Raw genomic sequence first — 26261 nt, forward strand, 5'->3', positions numbered from 1 at the left:
GCTCCAGTCTATACGGAGCAAAACGGGGCGCTTCCGCTTTTCGGTGTTGTCTAACTCCAGCGCCCAGCTACTAGTAGACTTCGCTAACCTCCCTACGATAAGTCAACAGCGAATCGCTTACCAGCTCTTCGTGTTTCCTATATCTCAGTCGATGAGCTCCAGTACATACGGAGCAAAACAGTCGCTTCCGCTTTTCTAGTTAGTTGACCTTATTCTTGGCTTTATGTACACTTGTAGCTACAGAAAAATATTCGAATGTAAAGGTGATATGGGTGCGAATCGAAATAAGAGGGCTGCAAGATGAACGTTTTCACAGACCACTGCAGTTAATTACGAATTTATTTTACGAAGAGTCCAAAGTGAAGTTAACTAAGTTTGATGAGGCTGAAATGTTAGCTACATTTACTATAGAAGAAACAGAAACTGTCAAGATTACGTTACAATTGTTAGATATCGAAACAAATGAATCGTGGACGAGTTACAGTGAAAGACCGTATGCTGATTTATCGGAAAAGGAAGAGTACAAGCAATTAAAAAATGCGATTTCACATGCTTATTTAACAGCTCTTCAGGAACGAACAGGGATTATTCAAAAGTGGGGATTTCTAACAGGTATACGCCCAACAAAGCTACTTCATAAAGCGTTAAGAGATGGTATAACGAAAGAAGAAGCACATGAAATGTTGCGTGAACAATATAGAATTACGGATGAGAAAATTGATCTAATGCAGCAAATTGTAGAGCGACAGTTAACAGCGATTCCTGATTTGTATAATTTGAAGAATGAAGTCAGTATATATATTGGTATTCCATTCTGCCCGACGAAATGTGCATATTGTACGTTTCCAGCCTATGCTATTCGAGCAAACAAAGGCTCTGTAAGTACATTTCTAGCTGGGCTTCACTATGAAATAGAAGCAATAGGGAACTTCCTGAAAGAAAACAACATTGCTATTACTACGGTTTATTATGGTGGAGGAACTCCGACGAGCATTACGGCAGAAGAGATGGATGCATTGTACAGAGATATGTATAAATATTTCCCTGATGTAGAGAACATTAGAGAAATAACGGTTGAAGCAGGACGTCCTGATACCATTACAACGGAAAAATTAGAAGTTTTAAATAAGTGGAATATAGATCGAATCAGTATTAATCCACAATCCTATACAGATGAAACATTAAAGGCAATTGGTCGTCATCATAGTGTGCAAGAAACGATTGATAAATTCCATTTAGCTCGCAGCATGAGTATGAATAATATCAATATGGATTTAATCATTGGCTTGCCAGGAGAAGGAACAGAGGAGTTTCAACATTCACTTGATGAAACGAAGAAATTGATGCCAGAATCGTTAACGGTTCATACATTATCGTTTAAACGTGCTTCGGAAATGACCCAGAATAAACAGAAGTATAAAGTAGCTGATCGAGTGGAAGTAGAAAAAATGATGAATTTAGCGGAAGAGTGGACAGCGACTAACGGATACGTTCCTTATTATCTATATCGTCAACAAAATATTTTGGGCAATCTAGAAAATGTGGGCTACTCATTCGCTGGGCAAGAAAGTCTTTACAACATCATGATTATGGAAGAGCAGCAATCCATTATCGGAATTGGTTGTGGGGCTGCAAGTAAATTTGTACATCCTGAAACAGGTATTATTACACGTTTTGCAAATCCGAAGGACCCGAAATCGTATAATGATACGTACGAAAAATATACGCAAGAAAAAATCGATATTTTAAAAGAATTATTTTCAAAAAACCCAAGCTAAGATAGGAACTTAGCTTGGGTTTTTTGAGTGAATCTTTATCGAGAAGGATTTAGGAAGGCATAACGAAAGTATATAATTTGACCATTTAATGTAAGAATAAATATAAAATTCAAATTTATTTAATAATTAAATTGCGATGTAGTGTACTAAAGTTATAAAATGAAAGTGAATGAATTACTAATTGGGCTAAAGGGGGAGTTCTTTTTGACTGGAGTAAATTACGCCTCTCAAACGGAACCAGTGCTTGTTCATAATAATGGTCGTGTCGTTACAGTTGAGCTAAACAGGCCACAATCATTAAATGCGCTGGATGTAGAACTATTAAGGTGCTTGGGGCAAGTATTGAAAGACATCTCAATAAATGATGAAGTTGAGATTGTTATTTTAAAAGGTGCAGGTAAAGCATTTTCATGTGGTGGAGATATTAAAATGATGCTGCAGTTGGATGGAAGCGAAAAAGATTTTCACATAATTATGGATTGCGTGAATGAATTAGCTACTACACTGTATTGTATGCCGAAGTTAACTTTATGTGAAGTTCAAGGTGCAGCTGCGGGTCTTGGTTTAAGTATAGCATTAGCTACAGATTATATTATTGCTGATCGAGATGCAAAGGTTGCAATGAACTTTATTGGTATTGGTTTAATTCCAGATGGTGGAGCACATTTTCTCTTGAGTCAACGAATTGGAGACGTAAAGGCAAAAGAACTTATTTGGGAAGGCAAAGTTATGACAGCACATGAGGCTCTTCAAAAAGATCTCATTCATGAAATTGCTAAGGGTAGTTTAGAAGAAGCTGTACAGTCTAAAGTAGATCAATGGTTACACAGCCCACTACAGGCGATGATTAAGACGAAGAAAATCCTTGCTGAACGAAACAGACCATGTATGTTGAAGATGCTTGAGATGGAGAAATGCGGTCAATCAGAAATGAGGAAAACGGAAGATCACCGTGAAGGCTTGACGGCATTCCTGGAAAAAAGAAAGCCAAGCTTTAAGGGTAAATAATAGAATTAAAAAGACTAAATCTACAAACGCTTTCATAAAGATGTTTGTGGAGTTAGTCTCTTTTGTTTTTAGAATGAATTATATGGAAAATTATACTAGATGTGTTGCTACATATTCTTATTTTAAAATAAAAATATAAGAATCATTTGCATATGGCTTATCTATGGAAAAGAATAAGCTTCCCTTGAGGAGATGTGCAACGATGAGTTACTTCTTGTAATTCTTTCTCTGATAGCATGTTGTTTCCTAAATCTTTTGCGTGCTGATCGTTTTCAGCTTGGAAAGCTTCATCAATTAATTTCTCTCCAACTGGACTAAAAGCAGTAAGTTTATAAGATTGCATGATTGTCACCCACTTTTAAAATTTTCTGATTATTTATCATTGTTACACAAATAAACTGATTTTGTAAAGAAAAGTGAAACTATGAAACTTTTTTTCGGTTGATTCGTAAAATAAATAATATAGGAGGTATTAAAAAATATGGCATTAGTAATTGATTCAGTTACAAAGAGGTTTGGAACATTTACTGCAGTAGATCAGATCAATTTCAACATTCCCGAGAATGAAATTTTTGGTTTTCTAGGGGCGAATGGTGCTGGTAAGACAACGACTTTCCGTATGATTCTAGGTTTGCTTGATTTAACAGAAGGAAGTATTACATGGAATGGTAAACCTGTTGACTACTCTGTAAGTTCAATGATTGGCTACTTACCAGAAGAGCGTGGATTATATCCGAAGTTAAAAGTTGTCGATCAAATTGTGTATTTAGCTCGATTAAGAGGAATGAAGAAAGCGACAACATTGAAAGAGCTTGATTATTGGTTAGAAAGATTTAAGGTTCCAGATTATAAGAATAAGCGAGTAGAGGAATTATCTAAAGGTAATCAACAGAAAATTCAATTCATTGCAAGTATTATACATAAACCAAAGTTATTAATCATGGATGAACCATTCAGTGGACTTGACCCGGTTAACGTTGACTTGTTAAAGGATGCTGTGCTGGAATTGAAAAACTCTGGAACAACAATTGTATTTTCAAGTCATCGAATGGAACATGTCGAAGAGCTGTGTGAACATCTATGCATAATGGACAAAGGAAGACCAGTTGTGCATGGTAGTTTGAAAGAAATCAAGCGTTCTTTCGGTAAGAAAAATCTAATTATACATAGTGATTTTGATTTGGATTTTCTCGAAAATGTTTCAGGTGTTACAAAAGTTCGTAAGACCGCAGAGGGCGTTAATTTACAAATTGTTGATGAAGAAGTAGCAAAGCGTATTCAGCAAGAGGTGTTCGCGAAAGGCTTTGTGCGTAAATTTGAATTAGAAGAACCTTCATTGCACGATATTTTTGTTGAGAAAGTAGGTGCTAAGCTTGAGTAAGTTTTGGGTTGTATTATCACATACATATGTATCCAAATTAAAAACGAAGTCATTTATCATTACGACTGCAATTATGTTAGCTATTATTCTTCTTATGAGTAATATTTCAAGTATTATTGGATTCTTTGATAATGGAGAGAAAGATACAATTGGGGTAATGGATGAAAGCGGTCAGTACTATGATTCATTCGCAACCCATTTAAAATCAATGAAATCTGATTTACATGTGAAGAAGATCAATAGTGAAAGTGATGGAGAGAAACAAATTGATAAAGGGAATTTAACAGGTCTTTTAATTATTACAGAAGATGCACAAGGTTTACCAAGTGGAGTTTATAAATCAGATACTATCTCTGATGAAAGCATTAATAATGAACTTTCACAAGCGTTAACAACGGTTAAAAACGTGCTAGTAACTCAGAAGTTAAATATTTCAGAAGAACAAATGACTTCTTTATATGCTCCGGCATCATTTGAAAAGGTAGCTATTGAAGATAGTGCGAAAACAACGGAAGAGTTGAATCAAGCGCGTGGATTAGTATATGTTATTTTGTTTATTATTTATTTCAGTGTAATTGTATACGCTGGTATGATTGCCTCGGAGGTAGCAGGTGAAAAGACTTCGCGTGTAATGGAAATCTTAATTTCAAGCGTATCGCCTGTTCAACAAATGTTTGCTAAGATTTTAGGGATAGCGCTTCTTAGTATTACGCAAATGCTATTATTCTTTGGAGTAGGTTATTTTTCTTTAAAGAGAGCACTTGCAGATCTTCCAGATGATTTTACATCTTATTTGGGATTTGGAGGGGCTTCAACTACGACAATTATATACGCAGTTGTCTTTGCCTTATTAGGATATTTCCTTTATGCAACAATGGCTGCATTCCTAGGATCTCTTGTAAGCCGTGTTGAAGATGTTCAATCGATGATCACACCAATGACAATGTTGGTTGTAATTGCTTTTATGTTGGCGATGTTTGGGTTAGGTAATCCAGAAGCGAGCTTTGTAAAGGTTACATCCTTTATACCGCCATTTACACCAATGCTCATGTTCTTACGTGTAGGTATGTTAAATGTACCAGCATGGGAAGTAGCGGTAAGTATCGGGTTATTAATTACTACTATTATAGTATTAGCTGTATTTGGTGCGAAAGTATACCGTGGTGGCGTATTAATGTATGGAAAAGGCTCTTCATTTAAAAATATTAAACAAGCGTTGGATTTAACAAAAAAAGGTTGATTGAATAACAAGAAAAAGCGGTGAGTTTGCTCACTGCTTTTCTTGTTTTGTATAGATATTCGCATCTTGGATTGCTGGGAATTTAATTTTTACAGTAAATTCTTCATCTTTATGGATGAAATCTAAAAAGCCTTTATGTGCGACGACTATGTCGTGAATGATTTTTGTACCGAGTCCTTCGTGATTACCTGTCTTCGTTGTGTGACCATATGTTTCATATAGTTGATCCACAACTGGTGCAGGAATAGGCATACTATTGTTTTTACAAATTAATATGTATATGCCGCTCCGTTTAAAGAATTGTATTGAAAGATTGGCTTGTTGATTGTAGTTTTGCTGCCATTCTTCACAGGCATCGATACAGTTGCTTAAAAGATTACCAATCAATTTAACAATTTCTTGATCAGATAATGGCAGTGTAGATAATGGTAAATCTAGATCGTAAATTGCCGATATTCCAGCATGCTGAGCACGTTTATACATTTGATGTAGTACCCCTGCAATGGTTCCACGCTCTCCTTTAATTGATAAATTCGTTTCTTTATACCCATCAACTAGTGTATCTAAATAGGCTTTTGCCTCATAATGTTCCCCTTTATCCAGCATGAAATGAATAGCCGATACGTGCTTAAGAAAGTCGTGTCGCTCACTACGAACTACTCGAAATGTTTCATTTAATTGAAAACATTGATTTTCTAATTGCTGAATCGCTTGACTTAAAATAACTATTCTATCTGCGCTAATAACTCTAATGATTTCTATGCCAATAAAGATGATGAAAGATATAATAGCTACTAAAAATGAATCATTAAATAGATTCATAAAGATCAAGAGTAGTTGTATGAGAATGAGAATACCATTGATTTTCTTGCCCAAGGTTGATAGATGAAGATTCGTTTTTTTATATAAATAATAGCTTATGATGAAAATCAGTAAACATAACAAATAAAGTGATAAATTCTGTGGGGAAAGTCCTAGCAGATCATCGAGATAAATAGTACTTAGAATGGCGATAAAACCCCAGTAAATCATTTCTATCTTCAAGCCTTTTCCATCCTTTTAAAAATAATTTTCTTGTAAAAAATCAACTTTTTCTTTCGTAATCATCGCTTGCTCTTCAATTCCGTTGAAGGTAACGATATAGGAATTTTTTGCATATAGTGCGAAGTTTTTTACATAATGGATATTAATAATGAATGATCGGTGTGAACGGAGGAAGTCTCGCTCTCGTAATTCTCCTTCTAACTCATTAAGCGTTTGATAGGTTTTTATCGGACCTGACTTCGTGTAAATTGTTGTAGATCGACCGGATCTTTCTATAAAAATAATGTCTTTCTTTTGAATAATATGTATTTCATTTTTTTGCTTTAAATAAATTCGTCCTGCTATTTCAGTTGACCTCGTTTTTTCTAAAAGACGTGTAATGGATTTAATTAAGCGTTCTTTAGTGTAGGGTTTCATAATGTAGTCATGTACATTAAGCTCAAAAGCATGGACGGCATATCCACTGTTAGCCGTTACAAAAATGACTGAAATCGTAAGTGCATGTGAATGAATGATATCGGCCAATTCAAATCCAGACAAGTTTGGCATTTCTATATCAGCAATTAATAAATCAATCGTTTGTTTCTTAATATGTTCATAAGCTTCTTCAGCCGATGTTGTTGAAAATACCACCTCTATCCCTTCAATGTCCGCTACAATTGCATTTAATTTATCTAAATCAAATAGTCGATCATCCACTAATCCAACTTTCATTTTCTTCCGCCTCACCTGTAATGTTGATAATTTCATTTTAACATCTTATTACAGAAAATTAACTCTTTCGCGACATTAAAAGGCGTTTTCGCGACAGAATTACAGATTAATATTCTGTTTATTTGTATGATGAATTCAAGAAATGAATGCAAACGGGGTGGAAGAAATGATTGAAATTCAAGAAATCACGAAGAAATTTCAAGATAAAAAAGAATACGTAACGGCTTTAAAGCATGTAACTTTCCAAGTTAATCAAGGTCAGGTTGTGGGTTTACTAGGAGAAAATGGAGCGGGAAAAACAACATTACTAAGAACTATTGCCACGCTTCTAAATCCAACAGATGGAACAATTACAGTAGCTGGTTATGATACGGTACAAAATCCAGAAGAAATCAAAAAAAGAATAGGGGTTCTATTCGGTGGGGAAACAGGATTATATGACCGTTTGACTGCACGTGAAAACCTAGAATACTTTGCGATGTTATATGGAATGAGTAAGCATGAAACAAAGGTAAGAATTGATGAATTAGCTAAGATGTTCGGCATGAGAGATTATTTAAATCGTAAAGTTAACGGCTTTTCAAAAGGAATGCGTCAAAAGGTAGCTATCGCTAGGACGATCATCCATAATCCTGACATTATTCTATTCGATGAGCCAACGACTGGATTAGATATCACCTCTTCCAATGTATTTAGACATCTTGTTCACCAGTTAAAGCGTGAGGGTAAGACGATTATATTTTCAAGTCATATCATGGAAGAAGTATCAATGCTCTGTGACTCTGTAGCGATGATTCATAAAGGTGAGCTTATCTTTCAAGGAGATCTAGAAACATTATACCAAAATGAGGGTAGTCGTGATTTGAACTATATATTCATGAGTAAATTGGTAAGGGGGAAAGAAAACTATGCTTCTTAAAATCTATTTGAAAGAGTTGAAAGATACCTTCCGAGATCGTCGCACATTGTTGTTAACAGTAATACTACCTTTGCTGATGATGACAGGTTTAACTTTCTTTTATGAGCAGTTAGTTTCTTCTGGAGAAGAAGAAAAATACACACTGGCTGTTGATTCATCTTTTAGTGATGAAGAAAAGGAATTATTTAGCATTTATGATAATATAGAGTTTGCAAAATCTTCAAATCCTGAGAAGATGTTTCAAGAAGGTGATGCACAAGCAGCACTCCTATTGAGTTCGGACTTTGTAAATTCTGTTCAGGCTGGAAAAGAAGCACACGTAACGATTATTGGAGATTCTTTTAGTCAGAAGTCATCAAGCCTAATAAATATGATAACTACTTCTTTAACTAGTTACGAAAAGACAATTGTTGCAGAGCGTTTACAAGCACAAGGTACTAATCCTACTCTTCTAGAGCCATTTACCGTTGAGCAAAAAGAGATGTCAGAAGAAGAAGCAAGTACAAACGTAATCGCTATGTTGATTCCGTTAGTCTTAATTTTATCAATTACTATTGGGGCAAGCCCCGCTGCTCTAGATTTGTTTGCTGGTGAGAAAGAAAAGAAAACGATGGAAGCATTGTTACTAACACCCGTAAACCGATCTACATTACTTGTTGCAAAATGGTTAACAATATCGACAGTTGGAAGCTTGACGGGGATTATTTCCTTAATGATTGTTGCAGTAGAAATATCATTTTTTACTGAAAATTTAAAGAAAGCTATATCGTTTGGTAACGATGTTTATCTCATTATTACTTTTGCGTTTATTGCCTCGGTGATTTATGCGATGCTAGTGGCTTCGATGCTTATGCTAACAAGTATCATCGGTAAAACAGTGAAGGAAGCACAAAGCTATAGTTCACCAATTATGATGTTGACAATGCTTCCAATGATGTTCATTTCAACACTGGGAGTTAATGAATTCTCATTCTATCATTTTGCCATTCCAGTTTTAAACTTATTTAGTCTACTAAAAGAATTAGTATTCGGCATTATTAATTATGAGCATATTATAGTGGCAAGTGCCAGCAATTTAATTTGTATGATCATGATCTTCATCGTGGGAAGAGTTTTATTCATGAAGGATAAGTGGGTTATGAATTAAAGAAAATGGAAATTTCAGTGACAACCATCTCAAAAAAGAGGTGGTTGTTTTTGTTTAAAGATAAGAAAGCATGTTCCCATCTGTGGTAATATAAAGGTTATATGAGGTGATGAAAAAAATGAAAGAACTAACCTTTATTCATGCGGCAGATTTGCATTTAGATAGTCCTTTTTCTGGATTGAAGAATATCTCTGAGAATGTATTAAGAGAGATGAAAGAAGCGACATTTGTAGCACTACAAGAAATGGTTCAAGAGGCTATTAAACGTAAAGTAGATTTAGTTTTACTGGCTGGGGATTTATACGATGGAGAGAATCGTAATCTACATACACAAGTTCGCTTTCGTAAAGAAATGGAGAAGCTGAAGCTAAATAATATTGCTGTTTATATCATTCATGGAAATCATGATCATCTTAATGGAAAGTGGATTTCAATAGAGCAACCAAGTAATGTCCATGTATTTGGGAGTCAATGTGAAGTGAAAAAATTCACGAAAGAAGATATAAGCGTTCATATTTATGGTTATAGTTATCCAGAGCAGCATGTTAAACAGCGAATAATTGAACATTATCAAAAACAAGAGGGAGCAGATTATCATATTGGTATGTTACATGGTAACTTAGAAGGTCAAAGTGAACATAGTCAGTATGCTCCATTTAGTTTGGATGAATTGCTTAATAAGAATTTTGATTATTGGGCGCTTGGACACATTCACAAGCGACAGGAGTTATTATTATCACCTCCCGTTATTTACCCAGGAAATATACAAGGTAGACATAAGAAAGAAGCAGGCGTAAAAGGTTGTTATTATGTCAAACTAACAGGCAAGCATACAGAGTTGGAGTTTGTACCTACCTCTCAAATTGTTTGGGATACCATTACTATTACAATTAATCAAGAAGATGTGTTCGATACAGTATTAACAAATTGTCGAGCTGCTTTAGAACAATTACGGAATGAAACATATCGTTACTTTGTTAGCTTACAAATCATAAATCATCATAATTCTTTGCATTTCGATGAATTTGGTAATGAGTTATTAGAAATATTGCAGGAAGAAGAAGAGCAAGAAACTAACTTCGTATATCCATACTTAATTAGAGTGGATGATCAAAGAAATAATGAAGCTGCAAATCAACCATTAATGAAGCTAATTCAAGGCTTTGAATGGTCGGAGCATGATGTGAATGAAGTGATTCAGCCGTTGTTTAAGCATACTTTAGGTAGAAAATTTCTCGCTTCCCTCTCTGCTGAAGAAAAAGCAGAGCTAATAAAAGAAGCGGAGCAATTATTAGCTATGCGATTGTCAAAAGGGGGTGCCGAATAATGCGAATTAAAGACATACATATATATGGATATGGCAAAATGCAAGATGTCACATTCTCAAATATCGGCAATCTTCAGGTTTTTTATGGTGTAAATGAGGCAGGAAAATCTACGATTATGAGCTTTATTCATAGCATCCTGTTTGGCTTTCCAATGAAAACACAAACAGAAAACCGTTATGAACCGAAGGAACATTCTGCTTATGGAGGTAAGTTGAATGTAATAACGGAAGAGTATGGAGAAGTAAGTATACAAAGATTAAAAGGAAAAGCGACGGGTGACGTAACGGTCACGTTTTCTGATGGGCGAATTGGCGGAGAAGAAGAGTTGAAAAGTCTTCTTCAAGGATTAGATAAATCAACATATCAATCTATTTATTCTTTTGATTTACAAGGTCTTTCAGGCTTGCAGAAATTAAGTGAAGATGAAGTTAGTCGCTATTTATTATCAGCAGGCTTGCTTGGTAGTGATGGGTTGCTCACAACAGAGCAACAAATACAGAAAGATATGGATAATCTGTTCAAGCCATCAGGGAAAAATCCTAAGGTTAATACAATGTTAATGGATGTAAAAGACTCATTTGATCGTTTTTCTCAGGCAACGAAAGAGCAAGATCAATATGAGGACCTTCTAGCAGAATATAAGCAATTAGAACAGGATAAAGAAGAGCTTGAAGAGGTCATAATGAAATTAGATCAAGACATTGCTTCTAGCTATAATTATCAAGCAGCTGAACCATTATTAATTGAAGCTACAAGAATTAGAAATAAACTCGCTGAAATAGGTGAGGTCTCTGTTCCAATTGATGCAGAGGAACGATTTCAACAATTGAAACAAGCTCAACTCCCAATTGAATCAGAATTAAAGTCATTGCAACATCAACAAAGGTTGTTAGAGGAAAAGGAAAGTAAAATTCAGGTGAATACAGCATTATGGCAAGATAAAGAACGTATTCAAAGAGCTTTAGATCAAACTACATTGCTGGATAATCTCACCTACGATTTGCAGAACCTTAAGCATCATTTGCAAGAGAAAAATAATAGTATTCAACAACTTAAAGATTATGTAAATTTGACATTAACAGAGGAAGAGATTAAGTCGTTAGACAGTAGTTCTTTTAAGAAAGAACGAATTATTTTATTAGATAAGAAGCAACAAAAACTGCAGCATGATAAACAATACTTAGATGAAAAGCAAGAAAATGAAGAGGGTGTTCTGAAAGCTCTAGACGAACGTATTCAACACTTAGTTGAAAGTACGTTAAAGCAAGAGCAAAGACAAAGTTTACAAGAACAAGTCGATTATTATAATAATCAGAAGCAGCGTGTAGTAGAGCGAAAGTATATTGAGAAAGCAATCGAAGCAAAAGAGCAACAAATAATGAGGGCAAAAAGAAGTGAATCAACAAAGCAAAAAAACTTCACATTCCTCATGTTTGCTAGTATTGCAGGTTGCTTGATTGCTACTGTTCTATTAATTTTTACGGAGCAATGGGTGTTAGCTGCGATATTTGGATGTGTTACTGTAATTGCATTTCTTTTGAAAGACATGCTAAAGCCTAATTCGCTAATACCAGAACTCCAAAAAGAGCTCCAAGAATTAAAACAAAATTTAGCTAATATAAATGAAGAGCGTGGTGTCTCTTCAAGTAGTGAAATCGAACAAGCGAAGTTTCTTTTGCAAAGAGATGATGATGTTAGGCAACAATTACGTAACGAAGAAATTAAAAAAGTCGAACATGAAGCTGTTTTCCATAAAATTGTCGATGAATTTGAACAGTGGGAACAAGCAACTATGCATCTTAAACAAGCGGTAACAGACCTTCTACAAGAATGGGGTATTCCAAATCAAAGAACATCTACAATTATGCTAATCTCGCTATATGAAACAATTACATCGTTAAAACAACATATATACGAGAAAGAACATTTATTAGGGAAAGTAAAAGAAATCGAAAAGAAAATAAAGGCAATTAAAGAAGAGTTATTTTCGTATAGTAGTTTGTATGTAAATTCAACAATAGATTCTTATCAAGAAGCTGTTGTTCTTATGAGAAAGAAGTTATCAGAAGTTGAGCATGCGATGCTAGAAGCAAAGCAACACGATGAGGCGAAACAAGCTATTTATGAGCGTTTAATAAGTGTACAGTTGCAAATGCAACACGTAGAAGAACAATTACATACATTGTTTACTGAAGCACATTGTGATGATGAGGAACACTTTATACATGCTCTACAACTATGGAAAGAGAAATCAGCATTACTAGAAAAGTTAGAGTTGTTGCAAATTCAGCTTAGGCCTTATGAACATGAACAAATGAAATGGGCGAAAGAAGATTATCTTGTAAATAATTATACAATTCGTGCATTAGAAGAGCAGAAGCAAATTAGTAATAAGAAGCGAAATAATGTAACGGAACGTTTGGCTGAAGTGAAACACACGATTCAAGTGTTAGAGGAGGGTGGAACATTTGATGAGAGATCGTTTCAATTTATGGCCGAGCGATCAGCTCTTAATGCAGAAGCTAAAGAATGGATGAAATATGCATTAGCGAAAAGTATGTTAAAGAAAGCAGTGAATGAATATAAGAATACGAAATTCCCGAAAATCCTTCAATTAGCAGAGCAATATATGGAGACAATCACAGATGGAGAATATGTTGGTTTAAAATGGATGGAACATGATGGGGGATTAATGTTACAGCGAAAAGATGGGATTGTTTTTGAAGCGAAGGAAGTTAGCAGAGGTACGCAAGAAGGGATATATGTAGCTTTGCGATTATCTTTAGCAGGGCAGTCCTTCACAAATGAAGCTATGCCAATCATTATCGATGATAGTTTTGTTAACTTTGATTATCAAAGAGTAGAGAATGTAATTCAAATTCTACAAAACTTAAAACAAGAGCACCAAATCATCTTTTTTACTTGCCATGACTATTTACTATCTTCATTCACAGAAGCTTCTATTACTAAGCTTCATGCATATAATTAAATAACAAAAAACTGACTTCAAATAAAAAAGAAGTCAGTTTTTGTTTACGCCAAAGCATATAAACCTATAAAATGAAAACAATAGAGTAGTAAATGCTAAAGGAAGTGAGTGATTTATTATGACTAATAGCATGTCATATTTTTATAATAATATTCCGCTTGAGTATTCATGTACTGAAGAGCAGCGTCAGCAAATATTACAGGAATTCCCGCCGCCTAGTCTTCCAACCTCAGAAGAGACGTTTACATTAGAAAATGAGACCGCTGGAAATAATGTGAAAGTTATGTTGCTGTTGAATGAGTTTTCAGTTGAAACAACAAAAACAAATAAACAATTTTTGAAAATCCGTTTTAGTAATACAAATGGAATCGTGAATACGAAAATGTGGGATAACAATGGTGAAGTGGATACATATGTACCATTATTAGAGGAACATTCTGTATTTACAGTAGAAGGTAGAGTAGATGATTATCGAGGTCATAAATCTATTACTGTTCATAAGTTAACACCAAGTAAGGATGATGTAAATCCATTTTCATTACTTGCGTATACACAGCAAGATTTAAATGAAATGACTGTGGAGTTATTTACTTATTTAAATGAACTACAATCACCATTTAAAGAGATTACATTAGCAGCTATGAGACGTTTCTGGAATCAGTTCTCGCTTCGCCCAGCAGCTAAAGGCTTCCATCATAACTATTTAGGTGGATTATTAAAGCATACAGTAGGATTAATGCGCTTTGCACGTTACATAATGAAAACAGAAGAAAATCACTACCAGGCTGTTTTGAAATTAATTAATATCGTAGAAAAAGCGCATAAGAATGAGCTTTGGGCACAGATGAAATCTGGAACTGTAAATACGCAAAGCTTAGTTTGGAAGGAAACCATTGATCATTTATATAAGATGTTCTATGGTATGATGAACTATCAAGAGGATGCGCCGAGTTATGATATCGTTATGACGAGTATCTTGTATCATGATATCGGTAAATTACTCGAATATGATCATGCTGGTAAAGGATATGAAGAGTTCTCTTTCTTATTCCCAACAGCCGTAGCTGATTTCAGTACTCGAAAGCCAGCAGGGATTATTATGGATCAGTTAGGAGTTATGGTAGGGCATATTCCTTATGGTGTTTTAATCTTTACAAAAATTGTTGAAGTAGAGAATATCTCTATAACTATGGAAGATTTACATGCAGTGTCACATTGTATTTTAAGTCATCATGGCTTGCCGGAGTGGGGCGCATGCATTCGCAGTCCACAAACAGTAGAAGGATATATCGTACACATTGTCGATTATTTAGATAGTCGATATGAAAATACTGAATTAATCAAATAGCATATCATGAGATTTCATCGCATACAATGTAGCAATACATGGACAACCTTTTGAAAGGGGAATATATATGTCTATCATTATTGCGCTAATCATTGCAGGAATCATTGGAAGTGGCATAATGGTTATCAAAACTGGTCGCGAAGAAAAGGAAATAGAACATGAGTGGATTGAACAAGAAGGAGAGAAGTATATTACACGAATGAATGATGAGAAACTTCGACGCTTAGAAAAGACGTCAGAAGAAGTATTGTAAATCTTCAATGACCAATCTAATTGTGTGTGATGTAGTAAAAGAGCTTGGTTTTCCAAGCTCTTTTTAGTATGTGTTTTTAAAAATAATTTCTGTAATAAAATAAAGTTGCCACAATTGAAAGGACCGTATAGGCTACATAAAAAAACGCATTAGAACTCTTTTATGAATTCTAATGCGTTAAAAGGTTTTTTAATTGTACGAGACTATAGATAAAGCTTATTGGTTCACAATCTTAATTGCATCGTCTACAAGAATAGCTTTCAATGCTTTAGATTGTGGGTCATCATAAATGAAATCAGCAATTCCATCTTCAAGATGTTCTTGAATGGCTCTTCTTAAAGGTCTTGCACCAAACGTTGGACTATAACCTAATTCAGCTAGCTTTTCTTTAACTTCTAATGGAACTTCAAGAGAAAGTCCTTCTGCCTGAAGCATGCCGTTTAGTTCTTCAAGCATGATGTCAACAATTTGAGCAAGATGCTCTTTTGTTAGGCTTCCGAATTCGATGATACTATCAAAGCGGTTCAAGAATTCAGGTTTGAAGTATTGGCTTAACGATTGAAGAATGGATACTTTTTCTTCCACACCGTCTTTATTGAAACCTACAGTCATACGGTTATCACCGACACCAGCATTACTTGTCATGATGATGACAGTATTTTTGAAATTAACCATACGTCCTTGGCTATCAGTCAATCGTCCATCTTCGAGAATTTGTAGGAACATATGCATTACATCAGGATGTGCTTTTTCAATTTCATCAAGTAAAACGATGCTGTAAGGATGACGTCTTACTTTCTCTGTTAATTGTCCAGCTTCTTCATGACCTACATAGCCAGGAGGTGATCCAATTAATTTAGAAACGCTATGTTTCTCCATGTATTCACTCATATCCAGGCGAATCATTGCATCTTTCGTACCGAATAATTCTTCTGCGAGTACTTTTGATAATTCTGTTTTACCGACACCAGTTGGTCCAATGAATAAGAATGAACCTATTGGACGAGTTTTGGATTTTAATCCAGCACGGCTTCTTCGGATTGCTTTTGCAACCTTTTGAACCGCTTCTTCTTGGCCGATAACTTTGTGGTTCAGATCTTCTTGCAAGTTCTTCATACGTTTCGCTTCGTCATCTTGCATTTTACCAACCGGAATACCTGTTTTGTTAGCTATGATTTCTTGAATATGATCAACGGTTACTACAGGTGTAGAACCAGAACCATTTTCAAGTGATTTCTCTAATTTTTCTTCTTCATCACGTAATGCTGCTGCTTTCTCATAATCTTCTTTTTGTAAGACTGCTTCTTTTTCTTTATGAATTTCTGCAAGTCTTTGTTTAATCGCTTCTTCTCCAGCTGTTTCAATTGTTAGATTCAATTTTGAGCCTGCTTCATCCATTAAGTCAATTGCTTTATCTGGTAAGAATCGATCTTGGATATAGCGATGGGAAAGCTCAACTGCTGCTTGAAGTGCATCATCAGTATACGTAACATTATGGAATTGTTCATATCGTTCTTTAAGTCCGTGTAAAATATAGATGGCTTCCTCTGTTGTAGGTTCATCTACTTGCACAGGTTGGAAACGACGCTCTAACGCACCATCTTTTTCAATTTGACGGTATTCGGCTAATGTTGTAGCACCTACTAATTGCAATTCTCCACGTGCTAAAGCTGGTTTTAAAATATTACCTGCATCCATTGAACCTTCAGCAGAGCCAGCTCCAACTAGTTGATGAATTTCATCGATGAAGAGAATGACATTTTTTCGTGTTTGTAATTCTGAAATCAGTTGTTTCATACGCTCTTCGAATTGTCCACGGATGCCTGTGTTAGATACAAGAGAAGCAACATCAAGTAAATACACTTCTTTCGATTGAAGCTTCGTTGGAACATTACCTTCCGCGATTCTTAAAGCTAATCCTTCCGCAATTGCTGTTTTCCCTACGCCTGGCTCCCCAGTAAGAACAGGATTGTTTTTCGTACGTCTATTTAAAATTTCAATTACTCGTTTTACTTCTTTGTCACGACCAATTACAGGATCGATTAGTCCTGCTTTGGCATGATCAGTCAAGTTACGCCCATACTGATCAAGTATTCCGCCTCCACGTTGTGAGGAAGCTTGTGCTTGTGAATGCTCATGATTCATAAACCCTTGTGGATGGGGCATAGATGGTTGTTCGTTTGAACCATTAAAGAATGAACTTGATAAAAACGGTTCAAAGCCAAAATGTGTGTTTCCCATTTTAGGTGTTGCACCTAATGGATTGCGTTCTTCTTTATAACATGAAGAGCACAATAAATGTTTTTCTTGATGCCCATTAATACGAAGCTGAAATTGAACTGTTGCTTGATTTTTTTGACATTTTTCACATAACATATATGACTCCTCCTTATGAACATGTTACTTCTCCAATCCAGATAGAAAGTTTGACTTTGACTATCTTTGACCTTGAACCTATTATACTTTGACCTTTTTTGACTTTCAAGTGTTTTGATCAAATTTTTTTAGCAAAGGTGAAATGTAAGTATAAAAAAAGAGAACTCTTTGCAGTGCGAGTTCTCTTTTTCATATACAGATTATTGTTGTGGAGAAAGGTTTAATGCATCTTTAAGATCTTTATCTTTAATCTCTACTTTTGCATCTTTCATTTCTTTTTCCATTACTTTTTGAACTTTTTCAGCATCTAGTTTAGATACTTTTAAGTCATAAGTGATTTGTTCTTTCATTTCTTCAAATGGTTTCTTCTCTTTTTTATCAGTAACTTCAATGATGTGGAATCCATTTTGAGTTTTAACAGGCTCACTGATTTGACCTTTTTCTAGAGCGTATGCAGCTGTTTCAAATTCAGGAACCATTTTACCTGGGCCGAACCAACCTAAATCGCCGCCTTGCTCTTTTGAACCAGGATCAGTTGAATATGTCTTAGCTAAATCTTCAAATTTTTCACCAGCATCTAATTTAGCTTTCACTTCTTTAGCTGTTTTCTCATCCGCTACTAAAATATGACGAGCTTTAATTTCTGGTTTATATTCTTTATCGTAATAATCTTTTACTTCTTTATCAGTTACTTTAATATCTTTAATTGCCGCTTTTTCTCGTAATAAAGATAGCTTTAAATTTTCTCTAAAGTCTTCTTCATTTTTGAATCCGCTTTGCATAAGAGCCATTTCGAATTGATCGCCAAATTGCTCTTTTACCTGGTCTACACGTTTATCAATTTCTTTTTCATCTACTTTATATTTGTCAGAAAGAACCTCTTCAAGTACTAGTTGTTGAAGTACTTGTTCACCGCTTGTCTCTTTTAGAGCTGTATAAAATTCTTCCTTCGTAATATTACCTGCTTTTGTTTCAACAACCGCTTCTGAATCTCCGCCGCCTGAGCAGGCTGTTAATCCTGCAATACTTGCTGTTAGTGCAACGGGTAGTAACCATTTTTTCATTTTCACAACTCCTAATTTTTAAAATACAATTCTTTCATAAAACCTACTATATCATAAAATGGGTTTCGAGCAAAAAATTTCTTCGAAGTAAAAAGGAATTTTAGGGAAAAATTAGGCTTTTATCTAACCAAATCTGTACCTCTTACATAGAATGTAGCGAACAGAGAAAAGGAGGTATGGAAAATGAGCTGCTGTAACAACAATGGTTTTGCGTTATTAGTTGTATTGTTCATTTTGCTGATTATTGTGGGCTGTTCATTTGTTTGTTAAAGAAAACAGCCTGTAATCATGTTATTAGCCTATTCTCATAAATCAGTCTTGGAATAGGATATGGTAATTACTTCGTTAGGGAGGTGTTACCATGAGTGGTGGTCATCACAGTGGTTTTGCAGTGTTAGTTGTTTTATTTATTCTTCTGGTCATAATCGGAGCTAGTTGGTTGTAAACAAACTACTGATAAATGTTGTTAAGCAGTAATGGAACATTTAGCTCAATAGTCAACCAATCGAAATCTTAAGACATTACTTTTAATTAAGTAGGATTTTACGACAGAATAAATAGGCTATTTAAGCAAGAGAGGGGGAGTCTATTATGTCAGGTTTCGGCGGATGCGGCGGCGGCGGTTTTGCTTTGCTAGTAGTCTTGTTCATTCTTTTAATCATTATTGGATGTTCTTGGTTTTAAGAAATAGTGAATATCGTCCGCATAAAAACGGGTAAAATAAAAAGGTGAAGCGAAACGCTTCACCTATTCTCATTTTAGATTGCATTATGTAAATGTAATTTTAATAAATGATGATAGCAATAGAATGGTAATACATACATTAATAGTGCGAAACACACCAGGTTGTTTTTCTTCAGGAATTTCTTTTTGTAAACAAAGCTTATTTGTCATATTATTAATGTTGTACAGGATCATTCCTGCAAAAACAATAAAGGCCGCAATATATAATGAGGGCACTGGAATTCCTCCTTACAAACATTTTCCGTAACATTACAATATCAAATTCAGAAAAAAAAAGATAGTATGGTGTTTATAGAAAAGTCATACTTATCTATAAATCTAGTACTTCTAATTAAGAAACTATGATTTTCGGATCAATAATCGTATATCATCTTCGAATTCTTCAATCAAACATTTCGGTGGAGAGTATAGAATGTTTTTTAAAGTTATAAAATCAGATACGCACATCCCGATATGAAGTGACAAAAGTACCGTTAAATAATGTGCATCGAACGGAAACATAAATGTATACAATAATAACAAATTGGTCAAAACAATAAACGGTGTTATCAGTGTTACGATAAATAACCATTTGCTAATTGGTTCAACAATCTTTATCGTAACTAATGGTACAAACATAAAAGGTTGATTTTGAATTTTGATTTTATTTCTTACAAATAATAAAGGTAATAAGTGCAGTATCTTATGCAATGGATACATAAAAAAGATGATCAACAAGAAAAAAACAATATGATTATCATTAAATCGATCACTTGCAATTCCAGTGCTAATAAAAGTATAGATAATAATGAAAGAAAGTAGCATGGTTAACAGTGATAAGATAAAAATCTTATGATTACCATATTGCCTATTTAAGTTGATTGATTTCCAGCAATTCATTTTGTTTTCAGCCTCCAATGGAGATTAATACTAAAGAATAAAACACTTAGAATAATGTACGATTTTTTATCTAAAAAAGCAATAATATTTTTAAAGGAAATGTCAGGATTTATTAATGTATGTTTGGTGTTAGGGAATTATGAAAAATCTATACAAATTGCATGAGTATAAAGGAGAGGTTACTATGGATGAGGTACAAAGAAGAATAGAGACATTAGAATACCATCAACAGCTTTTAGTAAGGATGTTAAAGCATTCGAATGATCAGCTATATTATTTGATTATAACTAAGAATTTATCAAAATTGGAGACTGAAACATTATTAGATATTTGTGAAAAAATGAACAAAAAGTTTCAAAAACAAAAAGCGGAAGGATATGTAACATTTAATCCGCTTTTGAATGAGTTGCAGGCTCATTTACCGAATTCCATTTCTATTCATGAGCTAGTGCATGCTTGTTTAAAGCAAGGAGTGTACGTTGCTTTAATGCAAAGCATGAAGGAGCTATTAGTAGAATGAAGTTAAATTAAACTGTCTCCACTTCTTGTTTCTGTTGTGTGTTAATGATTTTTCCATCCGTTTCTTCAATCTTTTGATTGATATTTGAAAATGACATTTCGAATATTTTCATAAAATCATCACCGTAAATATTACGAATAATAGCCATAATCTCAATCATATCTGGAAACTTTCCATACAAATTATGAAGAGGTAAGGATGCTTCAAAAACAGCATTATTAGTTGGATCATAATTTTCCATTAAGTCCAATAGTATTCTTTCGCCTTCTTCAGTAATTTGGATATACGTATTTCGTTTGTCATTTTCTTTCTTTGAAAATTTTAATAATTTTCTTTCTTCTAACTTTTTAGAAAAATTAAATGCGGTTGATACATGCATTACTCCAAACTTCGCAACATCTGAGATGGATGCACCATTTAAGTGATATGCAATCCAAAGTATATGATGTTCATTGATGTTTAAATCATACGGTTTAATCCAATTTTGCCAGTCTTTTTCAATAGATTTCCATAAAGCTTTACTAAGCTGTGCAACACGATGACTAAATAGCATTGCTTCTTTAATAGAATAATTTTTTTCTTGCATGATAGGTACACCTACTTTACAAATCATTTGTATTTATTATGACAATAAAATAAAAATTAATAAAGAAAAAATTTACAAAATTTTTAGAAATTTATCCAGGCTGTATTTTTCTTTATCAATATTACTTACTTATTAATACAAGGAGAAGATTATTCTCCTTGTATTATGCATAAAACAAATAGCAAATCTATACTTCGTTTAACGCCTTATTAGAAGTGAACGAAGTAGGAAGATGCTAGTTGGGTTCAATTCAATTAATATTCTTTTATTCTTTGTTTGCAGTTGGAAGCGAAACAACTTGTTCTAATTCACCAAGTGCACTTTCAATCTCTTTGATTCGAATTTGAATTTCATTTTTGTGTGGTTCGATGTCTTCTTTCCAAGAATGTATCAGTGCTTTTACATCAGAAATAAAGAGTGTAACAGCTTCTTTACTAACTAGAGATGCAGAAACGGTTTCGTGCTTCATTTCTTTTATTTTCAATTTAATATCCAAATAGACATTTTGAAAATTTTCTTTATTATTTGAAATGTTTTTGCACAAATCTTTACCAGAAGCAGGAGCACAAAGAAGAGTACCTATTCCAGCAACTGCAGCACCAGCTAAAAAACCAAGCATTACATGTTTTGCATTCATCCATATCACCTCAACAATTCTAGTTTAGAATAGTATTGATATTACAACTTAACAAGAATAAAAGTGTAAAGTCAATAAAAATTTCCAGAATAATTAAAATTAACCATATAACTATTTTTCTACAAAAAGATATAAAATCCTTTTTTAAAAGATAAGAAAATGCATATTTTTCAAAAAATGTGAAAGGATAGGGCTAAATCACTGGCAGATTGATGAAAATCATAAACAAACCCGATCTCTAGTTTTATGTAACAATTATTGATTTTTCAAGGAACTCTTTTTTTCTTATCTTGAAGTAGTATATTGATAAAAAGACTAATAACGCTTTTTGGGAAATTTTTAGAAATAACTATAGAAAATTCCTATAACTTATATATATCACAAGTTAGGCATAAAAAACCATTTTTTTATGATAAAAAATTATTTAAGGATAATTTTTTAGGTAAATCTATTTATTTTCTTCTCTAGAGTACAAGGAGTTAGTAATGGTATTTTCATATTTGGAATACAAGTTAAGTAAGGTGTTGTTGTTTACTAAAAGGGGGGAGAAGAGTACGATGATGTATCTTTCTTTTTTACTTGCCTTTATCTTTTTTTTAGGAACACTTTATTTTTTACTGCATTTTCTTAATGCTGGGGTATATCCTTCAAAGTATGTTTTACAAAGAAGAATGGCAGTCTGTTCGGTTGGAAGTGTTTTTTTCTTCATAATAGGCTTTGTCTTTCGATAGAGAATGTACGGTGGAGAGGTAATGCAAAGTCTTAATATCATTTCGTATTTGGAATGAATTAGGGCTTTGTATGTCAGTAAGAGGTCACACTATAAGTATAAAAAAAGAGGATACCACCAAGTGGGACCCTCATTAATAATTTCGTTATGCTTGAATTTGAACATTTGATTTCTTTAAGATTCCACTAACAATTGGATAAATGATTATCATTAAAATTGTATTTACAGCCATTGCTGGAAGTACGCCTGCACTGAACAGTGCTAGGAAAGCGCCAGGCAGACCAGAAATGAAATATGCCGATCCTAAAAATACAATTCCAGAAATCAATGTTCCAATGACTGTTAAGAAACCGATTGTTACAATTGAAAAATGAATTTTTTTCAAAAGTACTAACAATAAATAGAAAACAATAGCTGTAATGATTTTGTCAATTATATTAGGGATGAATCCACCTGGGAATCCAGTTGTCATACCTGAAATAAATCCAGTTACAACCCCTAGTATTATGACATTCTTCATTTGTGGAAATAGGATAATTGCTAAAAACATCATTGTTAGCATTAAATCAGGTTTAATCATAAAGATTGGTGGAACGACGGTATGAAGAACTGCACCAATCCCTACTAGTAGTGACATAGAAACCAACGTTTTTGTATTCATTTTATAAATCTCTCCTCTGCTAAGCTAAGCTAATTTTGTTTTTCCAGTAGTGCTCTCTTTGCCTACTGCGAAAAAATATAATTGTAATTATATCATCCTATTGGTTATTTTTGAACTAATAAATTTGCTTCTTGGAATTTCTTCATGAAAGAAGCTAAAGCTTCACAATGCTCTAAAGGTACTGCGTTGTAGATTGAAGCTCGGCAACCACCTACAGAACGGTGACCATTTAAGCCGACAAATCCTTCAGCTTTGGCTTGCTCTAAAAACTTCTTAGAAAGTTCATCGTTAGGAAGTGTGAATGTTACGTTCATATGTGAGCGGCTTTCTTTTTCTGCATGCCCTTTATAAAAACCATTGCTTTCATCAATTACATTGTAAATAACGTTTGCCTTTTTCGTATTGATCTTTTCAAGTTCTGCTACGCCACCTTGTTCTTTTACCCATTCTAATACAAGAGATAATAAATAGATTGCAAGGGTTGGTGGTGTATTAAATAAAGAATTACTGTCTGCATGCGTTGCAAATTGTAGCATTGTTGGCAAATGAGTTAATTCATTGCTAATTAAGTCTTTTCTTATGATCACAACAGTTACTCCTGAAGGTCCTAAGTTTTTCTGAGCACCAGCGTAAATTAAGTCAAATTTGTTTACATCGATTACTGTGCTTAAAATATCGCTGCTCATATCCGCTACTAATGGTACATTGCCTGTTTCAGGATATTGCTTCCATTGAGTTCCATATATCGTGTTGTTTGTTGTGATGTGCAAGTATGCTGCATCATGCTCATAGTTGATACTATTTAAAGAAGGAATATGTGTATAGTTTTCTTCTTTAGTAGAAGCTGCAACAACGGCTTTACCAATTTTTTTGGCTTCTTTAAATGCTTTATCAGACCATACTCCAGTCAGTACATAAGCTGCTGTCTGATGATCAGATAAAAGGTTCATTGGAATCATTGAGAATTGAAGACTTGCGCCACCTTGTAAGAACATTACCTCGTATTCATCAGAGATTCCCATTAGTTCTTTTAATAATGCCTTTGCTTTGTTATGAATAGCATCATACTCTTTACTTCTATGACTTAATTCCATTACACTCATCCCAGAATTGTTGATGTTAAGCCATTCGCTGTTTGCTTTTTCTAGCACTGCTTGAGGCAATGCAGCAGGGCCTGCGTTGAAATTGTAAGCTCTTTCCATAATTTAATATCCCCTTCCACTGTAGTGAAATAAAGTAGTTTTATCGTATCAAATTATGAGAAGAAAAAACATTATTTTATCAAAAAATTAAAAAATTGCATTAATTTGATGAATTTGAATTGTTTCTTATAGGAATATTGATCTAATTAAAAAAGTGACTAAGAGAGTATACTCTAGTCACTAAATTTTTAAATATGCTGGCCTATTTTTGCAGCCATTAGTTGTAAATCTTCAGGCTTATATTCACTAGTATGTGTTTTCCACACAGCGCCAAATCCATCGCCTTCACCATATCTAGGAAGAAGATGCATATGGAAATGGAAGACAGTTTGTCCAGCTGCTTCACCGTTATTATTAATTGTATTTAAGCCAATAGGTTGGTATTCGGCTTTCAACGCATTTGCAATCTTTGGTACTACACTAAAAATATGACTTGCGATTTCTGGTGTTAGCTCGTAAACATTTTCTTTATGTACTTTTGGAATGACTAATGTGTGTCCTTTTGTAACTTGGCTTATGTCTAAAAACGCAAGTACGTGTTCGTCTTCATACACTTTTGCACTGGGGATTTCTCCATTTAAAATTTTACAGAAAATACAATCGCTCATTGTTTTCACCCTTTCCATAACTGTTAAACCTTACACATATTTTACCACATTAAGAAGCTGCACTGGATATACTTTTTCGGTGTAGGAAGAGAGTACATTGTTGTTCCTATATTATGAAAGAGATTTAGTTGATAAAGTAAAGACAGGATGCACCTGTAAAAGTACACCCTGTCCGCGTGAGGAGGAATTAATCTGTTGTAAGTTTACTTTGCTATACATTCTCTTTAACAAACATCTCATTTAATAAGTAAACAAAATGTTCTTTAGAGAAAGTTTCTTCGTTCCATGCAACCATTTCCTACTTTGATACTTTATATGCTTCTCAACGTATAAAGCGATAGGATACCTGCTGCAAACACCTCATCTCAATATGAAATTAGTTGTGTTTTCTTGTGAACGGATAGAACTGTGCAAGCTAACCATCTCCTTGCATTGTAGGAAAGCTACTTATAATTGATTCAACTGTTTAGAACAGATAACTGTCTTTAACAGACACCTCATTTCAGATTGTTGAAATGTTGTTTAGCACCAATTACTAGAAGAATTCCTTCCTCACTAATTATGATAACCATAATGAAGGATAATATAACAAGAAAATAAAAAAATTAAAATTAAAATTGAGTTTTCGATTGATGAAGTGTATATCATCAAGAATTTTTGATAAAATCAAATACAAAGAAAAGCGGAAGCGACCGCTTAGCTCCGCATGGACTGGAGCCAGCCGACTGAGATAAAGGAAACACGAAGAGGTGGCAAGCGATTCGATGTTGACTTATCGTAGGGAGGTTGGCGAAGTCCACAAGGAGCTGGGAGCTGGAGCTAGACAACAAAGAAAAAGAAAAGCGGAAGCGCCCGCTTAGCTTCGCATGGACTGGAGTCATCCGACTGAGATAAAGGAAACACGAAGAGACGGGAGTCGATTCGATGCTAACTTATCGTAGGGAGGTTGGCGAAGTCCACAAGGAGCTGGGAGCTGGAGCTAGACAACAAAGAAAAGCGGAAGCGCCCGCTTAGCTCCGAATAGACTGGAGCAGGTGGCAAGCGATTCGATGTTGACTTATCGTAGGGAGGTTGGCGAAGTCCACAAGGAGCTGGGAGCTGGAGC

General features: G+C 34.3%; 26 protein-coding genes. 14 read left to right on the plus strand and 12 right to left on the minus strand.

Annotation, left to right across the window (positions count from 1 at the left end; genetic code table 11):
- Positions 1–272: 272 nt before the first annotated feature.
- Positions 273–1778, plus strand: a complete 1506-nt coding sequence (locus V7014_RS17075) for a coproporphyrinogen III oxidase (protein ID WP_335508640.1) — start codon at positions 273–275, stop codon at positions 1776–1778.
- A gap of 204 nt (positions 1779–1982) precedes the next feature.
- Positions 1983–2786, plus strand: a complete 804-nt coding sequence (locus V7014_RS17080; RefSeq protein ID WP_335508641.1) for an enoyl-CoA hydratase — start codon at positions 1983–1985, stop codon at positions 2784–2786.
- Between the two features lie 157 nt (positions 2787–2943).
- Here the strand turns inward: V7014_RS17080 and V7014_RS17085 are convergent, their stop codons facing one another.
- Positions 2944–3129 (minus strand): YhzD family protein, encoded by a 186-nt coding sequence (locus tag V7014_RS17085; RefSeq protein ID WP_335508642.1) that lies wholly within the window; start codon positions 3127–3129, stop codon positions 2944–2946.
- Positions 3130–3267: 138 nt separating this feature from the next.
- Here V7014_RS17085 and V7014_RS17090 point away from each other — a divergent pair, with 138 nt between their 5' ends.
- Both V7014_RS17090 and V7014_RS17095 read left to right on the plus strand, forming a co-directional pair.
- A complete protein-coding gene (locus tag V7014_RS17090) occupies positions 3268–4167 on the plus strand; it encodes an ABC transporter ATP-binding protein (protein WP_335508643.1) in 900 nt (299 codons plus the stop codon).
- Positions 4160–5407, plus strand: a complete 1248-nt coding sequence (locus V7014_RS17095) for an ABC transporter permease (protein ID WP_335508644.1) — start codon at positions 4160–4162, stop codon at positions 5405–5407. The genes V7014_RS17090 and V7014_RS17095 overlap by 8 nt, the downstream gene beginning before the upstream one ends.
- 30 nt (positions 5408–5437) lie before the next feature.
- On the opposite strand, the gene V7014_RS17100 is transcribed toward V7014_RS17095, so the two are convergent.
- Entirely contained in the window at positions 5438–6451 is a 1014-nt protein-coding gene (locus tag V7014_RS17100) for a sensor histidine kinase (RefSeq protein ID WP_335508645.1), read from the minus strand.
- Between the two features lie 15 nt (positions 6452–6466).
- Entirely contained in the window at positions 6467–7165 is a 699-nt protein-coding gene (locus V7014_RS17105) for a LytR/AlgR family response regulator transcription factor (protein ID WP_335508676.1), read from the minus strand.
- Positions 7166–7331: 166 nt separating this feature from the next.
- Here V7014_RS17105 and V7014_RS17110 point away from each other — a divergent pair, with 166 nt between their 5' ends.
- The 6 genes from V7014_RS17110 (at position 7332) to V7014_RS17135 (ending at position 15149) form a co-directional block, all read left to right on the plus strand.
- Entirely contained in the window at positions 7332–8084 is a 753-nt protein-coding gene (locus V7014_RS17110) for an ATP-binding cassette domain-containing protein (RefSeq protein WP_335508646.1), read from the plus strand.
- Complete coding sequence (locus tag V7014_RS17115; protein ID WP_335508647.1) at positions 8074–9231, plus strand: ABC transporter permease; 1158 nt, start codon at positions 8074–8076, stop codon at positions 9229–9231. The genes V7014_RS17110 and V7014_RS17115 overlap by 11 nt, the downstream gene beginning before the upstream one ends.
- Positions 9232–9349: 118 nt before the next feature.
- The gene (locus V7014_RS17120) at positions 9350–10558 is read left to right on the plus strand and encodes a metallophosphoesterase family protein (RefSeq protein ID WP_335508648.1); all 1209 of its coding nucleotides are present in this window, start codon (positions 9350–9352) and stop codon (positions 10556–10558) included.
- Positions 10558–13548 carry an ATP-binding protein gene (locus V7014_RS17125; RefSeq protein WP_335508649.1) on the plus strand — a complete coding sequence of 997 codons (2991 nt, stop codon included), beginning with the start codon at positions 10558–10560 and terminating at the stop codon, positions 13546–13548. Before V7014_RS17120 ends, V7014_RS17125 begins: the two co-directional genes overlap by 1 nt.
- Before the next feature lie 118 nt (positions 13549–13666).
- A complete protein-coding gene (locus tag V7014_RS17130) occupies positions 13667–14896 on the plus strand; it encodes an HD domain-containing protein (protein ID WP_335508650.1) in 1230 nt (409 codons plus the stop codon).
- Positions 14897–14963: 67 nt separating this feature from the next.
- The gene (locus tag V7014_RS17135) at positions 14964–15149 is read left to right on the plus strand and encodes a sporulation YhaL family protein (RefSeq protein ID WP_335508651.1); all 186 of its coding nucleotides are present in this window, start codon (positions 14964–14966) and stop codon (positions 15147–15149) included.
- A gap of 216 nt (positions 15150–15365) precedes the next feature.
- Here V7014_RS17135 and V7014_RS17140 read toward each other — a convergent pair whose 3' ends face one another.
- Complete coding sequence (locus V7014_RS17140) at positions 15366–17525, minus strand: ATP-dependent Clp protease ATP-binding subunit (RefSeq protein WP_335508652.1); 2160 nt, start codon at positions 17523–17525, stop codon at positions 15366–15368.
- Between the two features lie 200 nt (positions 17526–17725).
- Positions 17726–18589 carry a peptidylprolyl isomerase gene (locus tag V7014_RS17145; protein ID WP_335508653.1) on the minus strand — a complete coding sequence of 288 codons (864 nt, stop codon included), beginning with the start codon at positions 18587–18589 and terminating at the stop codon, positions 17726–17728.
- Positions 18590–18772: 183 nt separating this feature from the next.
- Between V7014_RS17145 and V7014_RS17150 the strand changes: the two genes are divergently transcribed.
- From V7014_RS17150 to V7014_RS17160, 3 genes are all read left to right on the plus strand, one after another.
- Positions 18773–18859 carry a YjcZ family sporulation protein gene (locus V7014_RS17150; protein WP_335508677.1) on the plus strand — a complete coding sequence of 29 codons (87 nt, stop codon included), beginning with the start codon at positions 18773–18775 and terminating at the stop codon, positions 18857–18859.
- 91 nt (positions 18860–18950) lie between these two features.
- Positions 18951–19034, plus strand: a complete 84-nt coding sequence (locus tag V7014_RS17155) for a YjcZ family sporulation protein (RefSeq protein ID WP_335508678.1) — start codon at positions 18951–18953, stop codon at positions 19032–19034.
- Positions 19035–19180: 146 nt separating this feature from the next.
- Positions 19181–19273: a YjcZ family sporulation protein gene (locus tag V7014_RS17160; protein WP_335508654.1), complete on the plus strand. Its 93-nt coding sequence runs from the start codon at positions 19181–19183 to the stop codon at positions 19271–19273.
- A gap of 84 nt (positions 19274–19357) precedes the next feature.
- Here V7014_RS17160 and V7014_RS17165 read toward each other — a convergent pair whose 3' ends face one another.
- Positions 19358–19549: a hypothetical protein gene (locus V7014_RS17165; protein WP_335508680.1), complete on the minus strand. Its 192-nt coding sequence runs from the start codon at positions 19547–19549 to the stop codon at positions 19358–19360.
- Positions 19550–19672: 123 nt separating this feature from the next.
- The gene (locus V7014_RS17170) at positions 19673–20212 is read right to left on the minus strand and encodes a DUF3267 domain-containing protein (RefSeq protein WP_335508655.1); all 540 of its coding nucleotides are present in this window, start codon (positions 20210–20212) and stop codon (positions 19673–19675) included.
- 184 nt (positions 20213–20396) lie between these two features.
- Here V7014_RS17170 and V7014_RS17175 point away from each other — a divergent pair, with 184 nt between their 5' ends.
- Positions 20397–20732 (plus strand): DUF1878 family protein, encoded by a 336-nt coding sequence (locus V7014_RS17175; protein ID WP_335508656.1) that lies wholly within the window; start codon positions 20397–20399, stop codon positions 20730–20732.
- A gap of 7 nt (positions 20733–20739) precedes the next feature.
- On the opposite strand, the gene V7014_RS17180 is transcribed toward V7014_RS17175, so the two are convergent.
- From V7014_RS17180 to V7014_RS17200, 5 genes are all read right to left on the minus strand, one after another.
- Positions 20740–21318 carry an HTH-type transcriptional regulator Hpr gene (locus V7014_RS17180; protein ID WP_335508657.1) on the minus strand — a complete coding sequence of 193 codons (579 nt, stop codon included), beginning with the start codon at positions 21316–21318 and terminating at the stop codon, positions 20740–20742.
- Positions 21319–21583: 265 nt separating this feature from the next.
- Positions 21584–21955 carry a YtxH domain-containing protein gene (locus V7014_RS17185; protein ID WP_335508658.1) on the minus strand — a complete coding sequence of 124 codons (372 nt, stop codon included), beginning with the start codon at positions 21953–21955 and terminating at the stop codon, positions 21584–21586.
- Between the two features lie 875 nt (positions 21956–22830).
- Positions 22831–23346 (minus strand): tryptophan transporter, encoded by a 516-nt coding sequence (locus V7014_RS17190; protein ID WP_335508659.1) that lies wholly within the window; start codon positions 23344–23346, stop codon positions 22831–22833.
- A 104-nt stretch (positions 23347–23450) separates the two neighbouring features.
- A complete protein-coding gene (gene serC, locus V7014_RS17195) occupies positions 23451–24548 on the minus strand; it encodes a 3-phosphoserine/phosphohydroxythreonine transaminase (protein ID WP_335508660.1) in 1098 nt (365 codons plus the stop codon).
- Positions 24549–24736: 188 nt separating this feature from the next.
- The gene (locus V7014_RS17200) at positions 24737–25156 is read right to left on the minus strand and encodes an HIT family protein (protein ID WP_335508661.1); all 420 of its coding nucleotides are present in this window, start codon (positions 25154–25156) and stop codon (positions 24737–24739) included.
- Between the last annotated feature and the right edge of the window lie 1105 nt (positions 25157–26261).

Source organism: Bacillus sp. JJ722 (assembly GCF_036963345.1).
In the GTDB taxonomy this organism is placed as follows: Bacteria; Bacillota; Bacilli; order Bacillales; family DSM-1321; genus Bacillus_AD.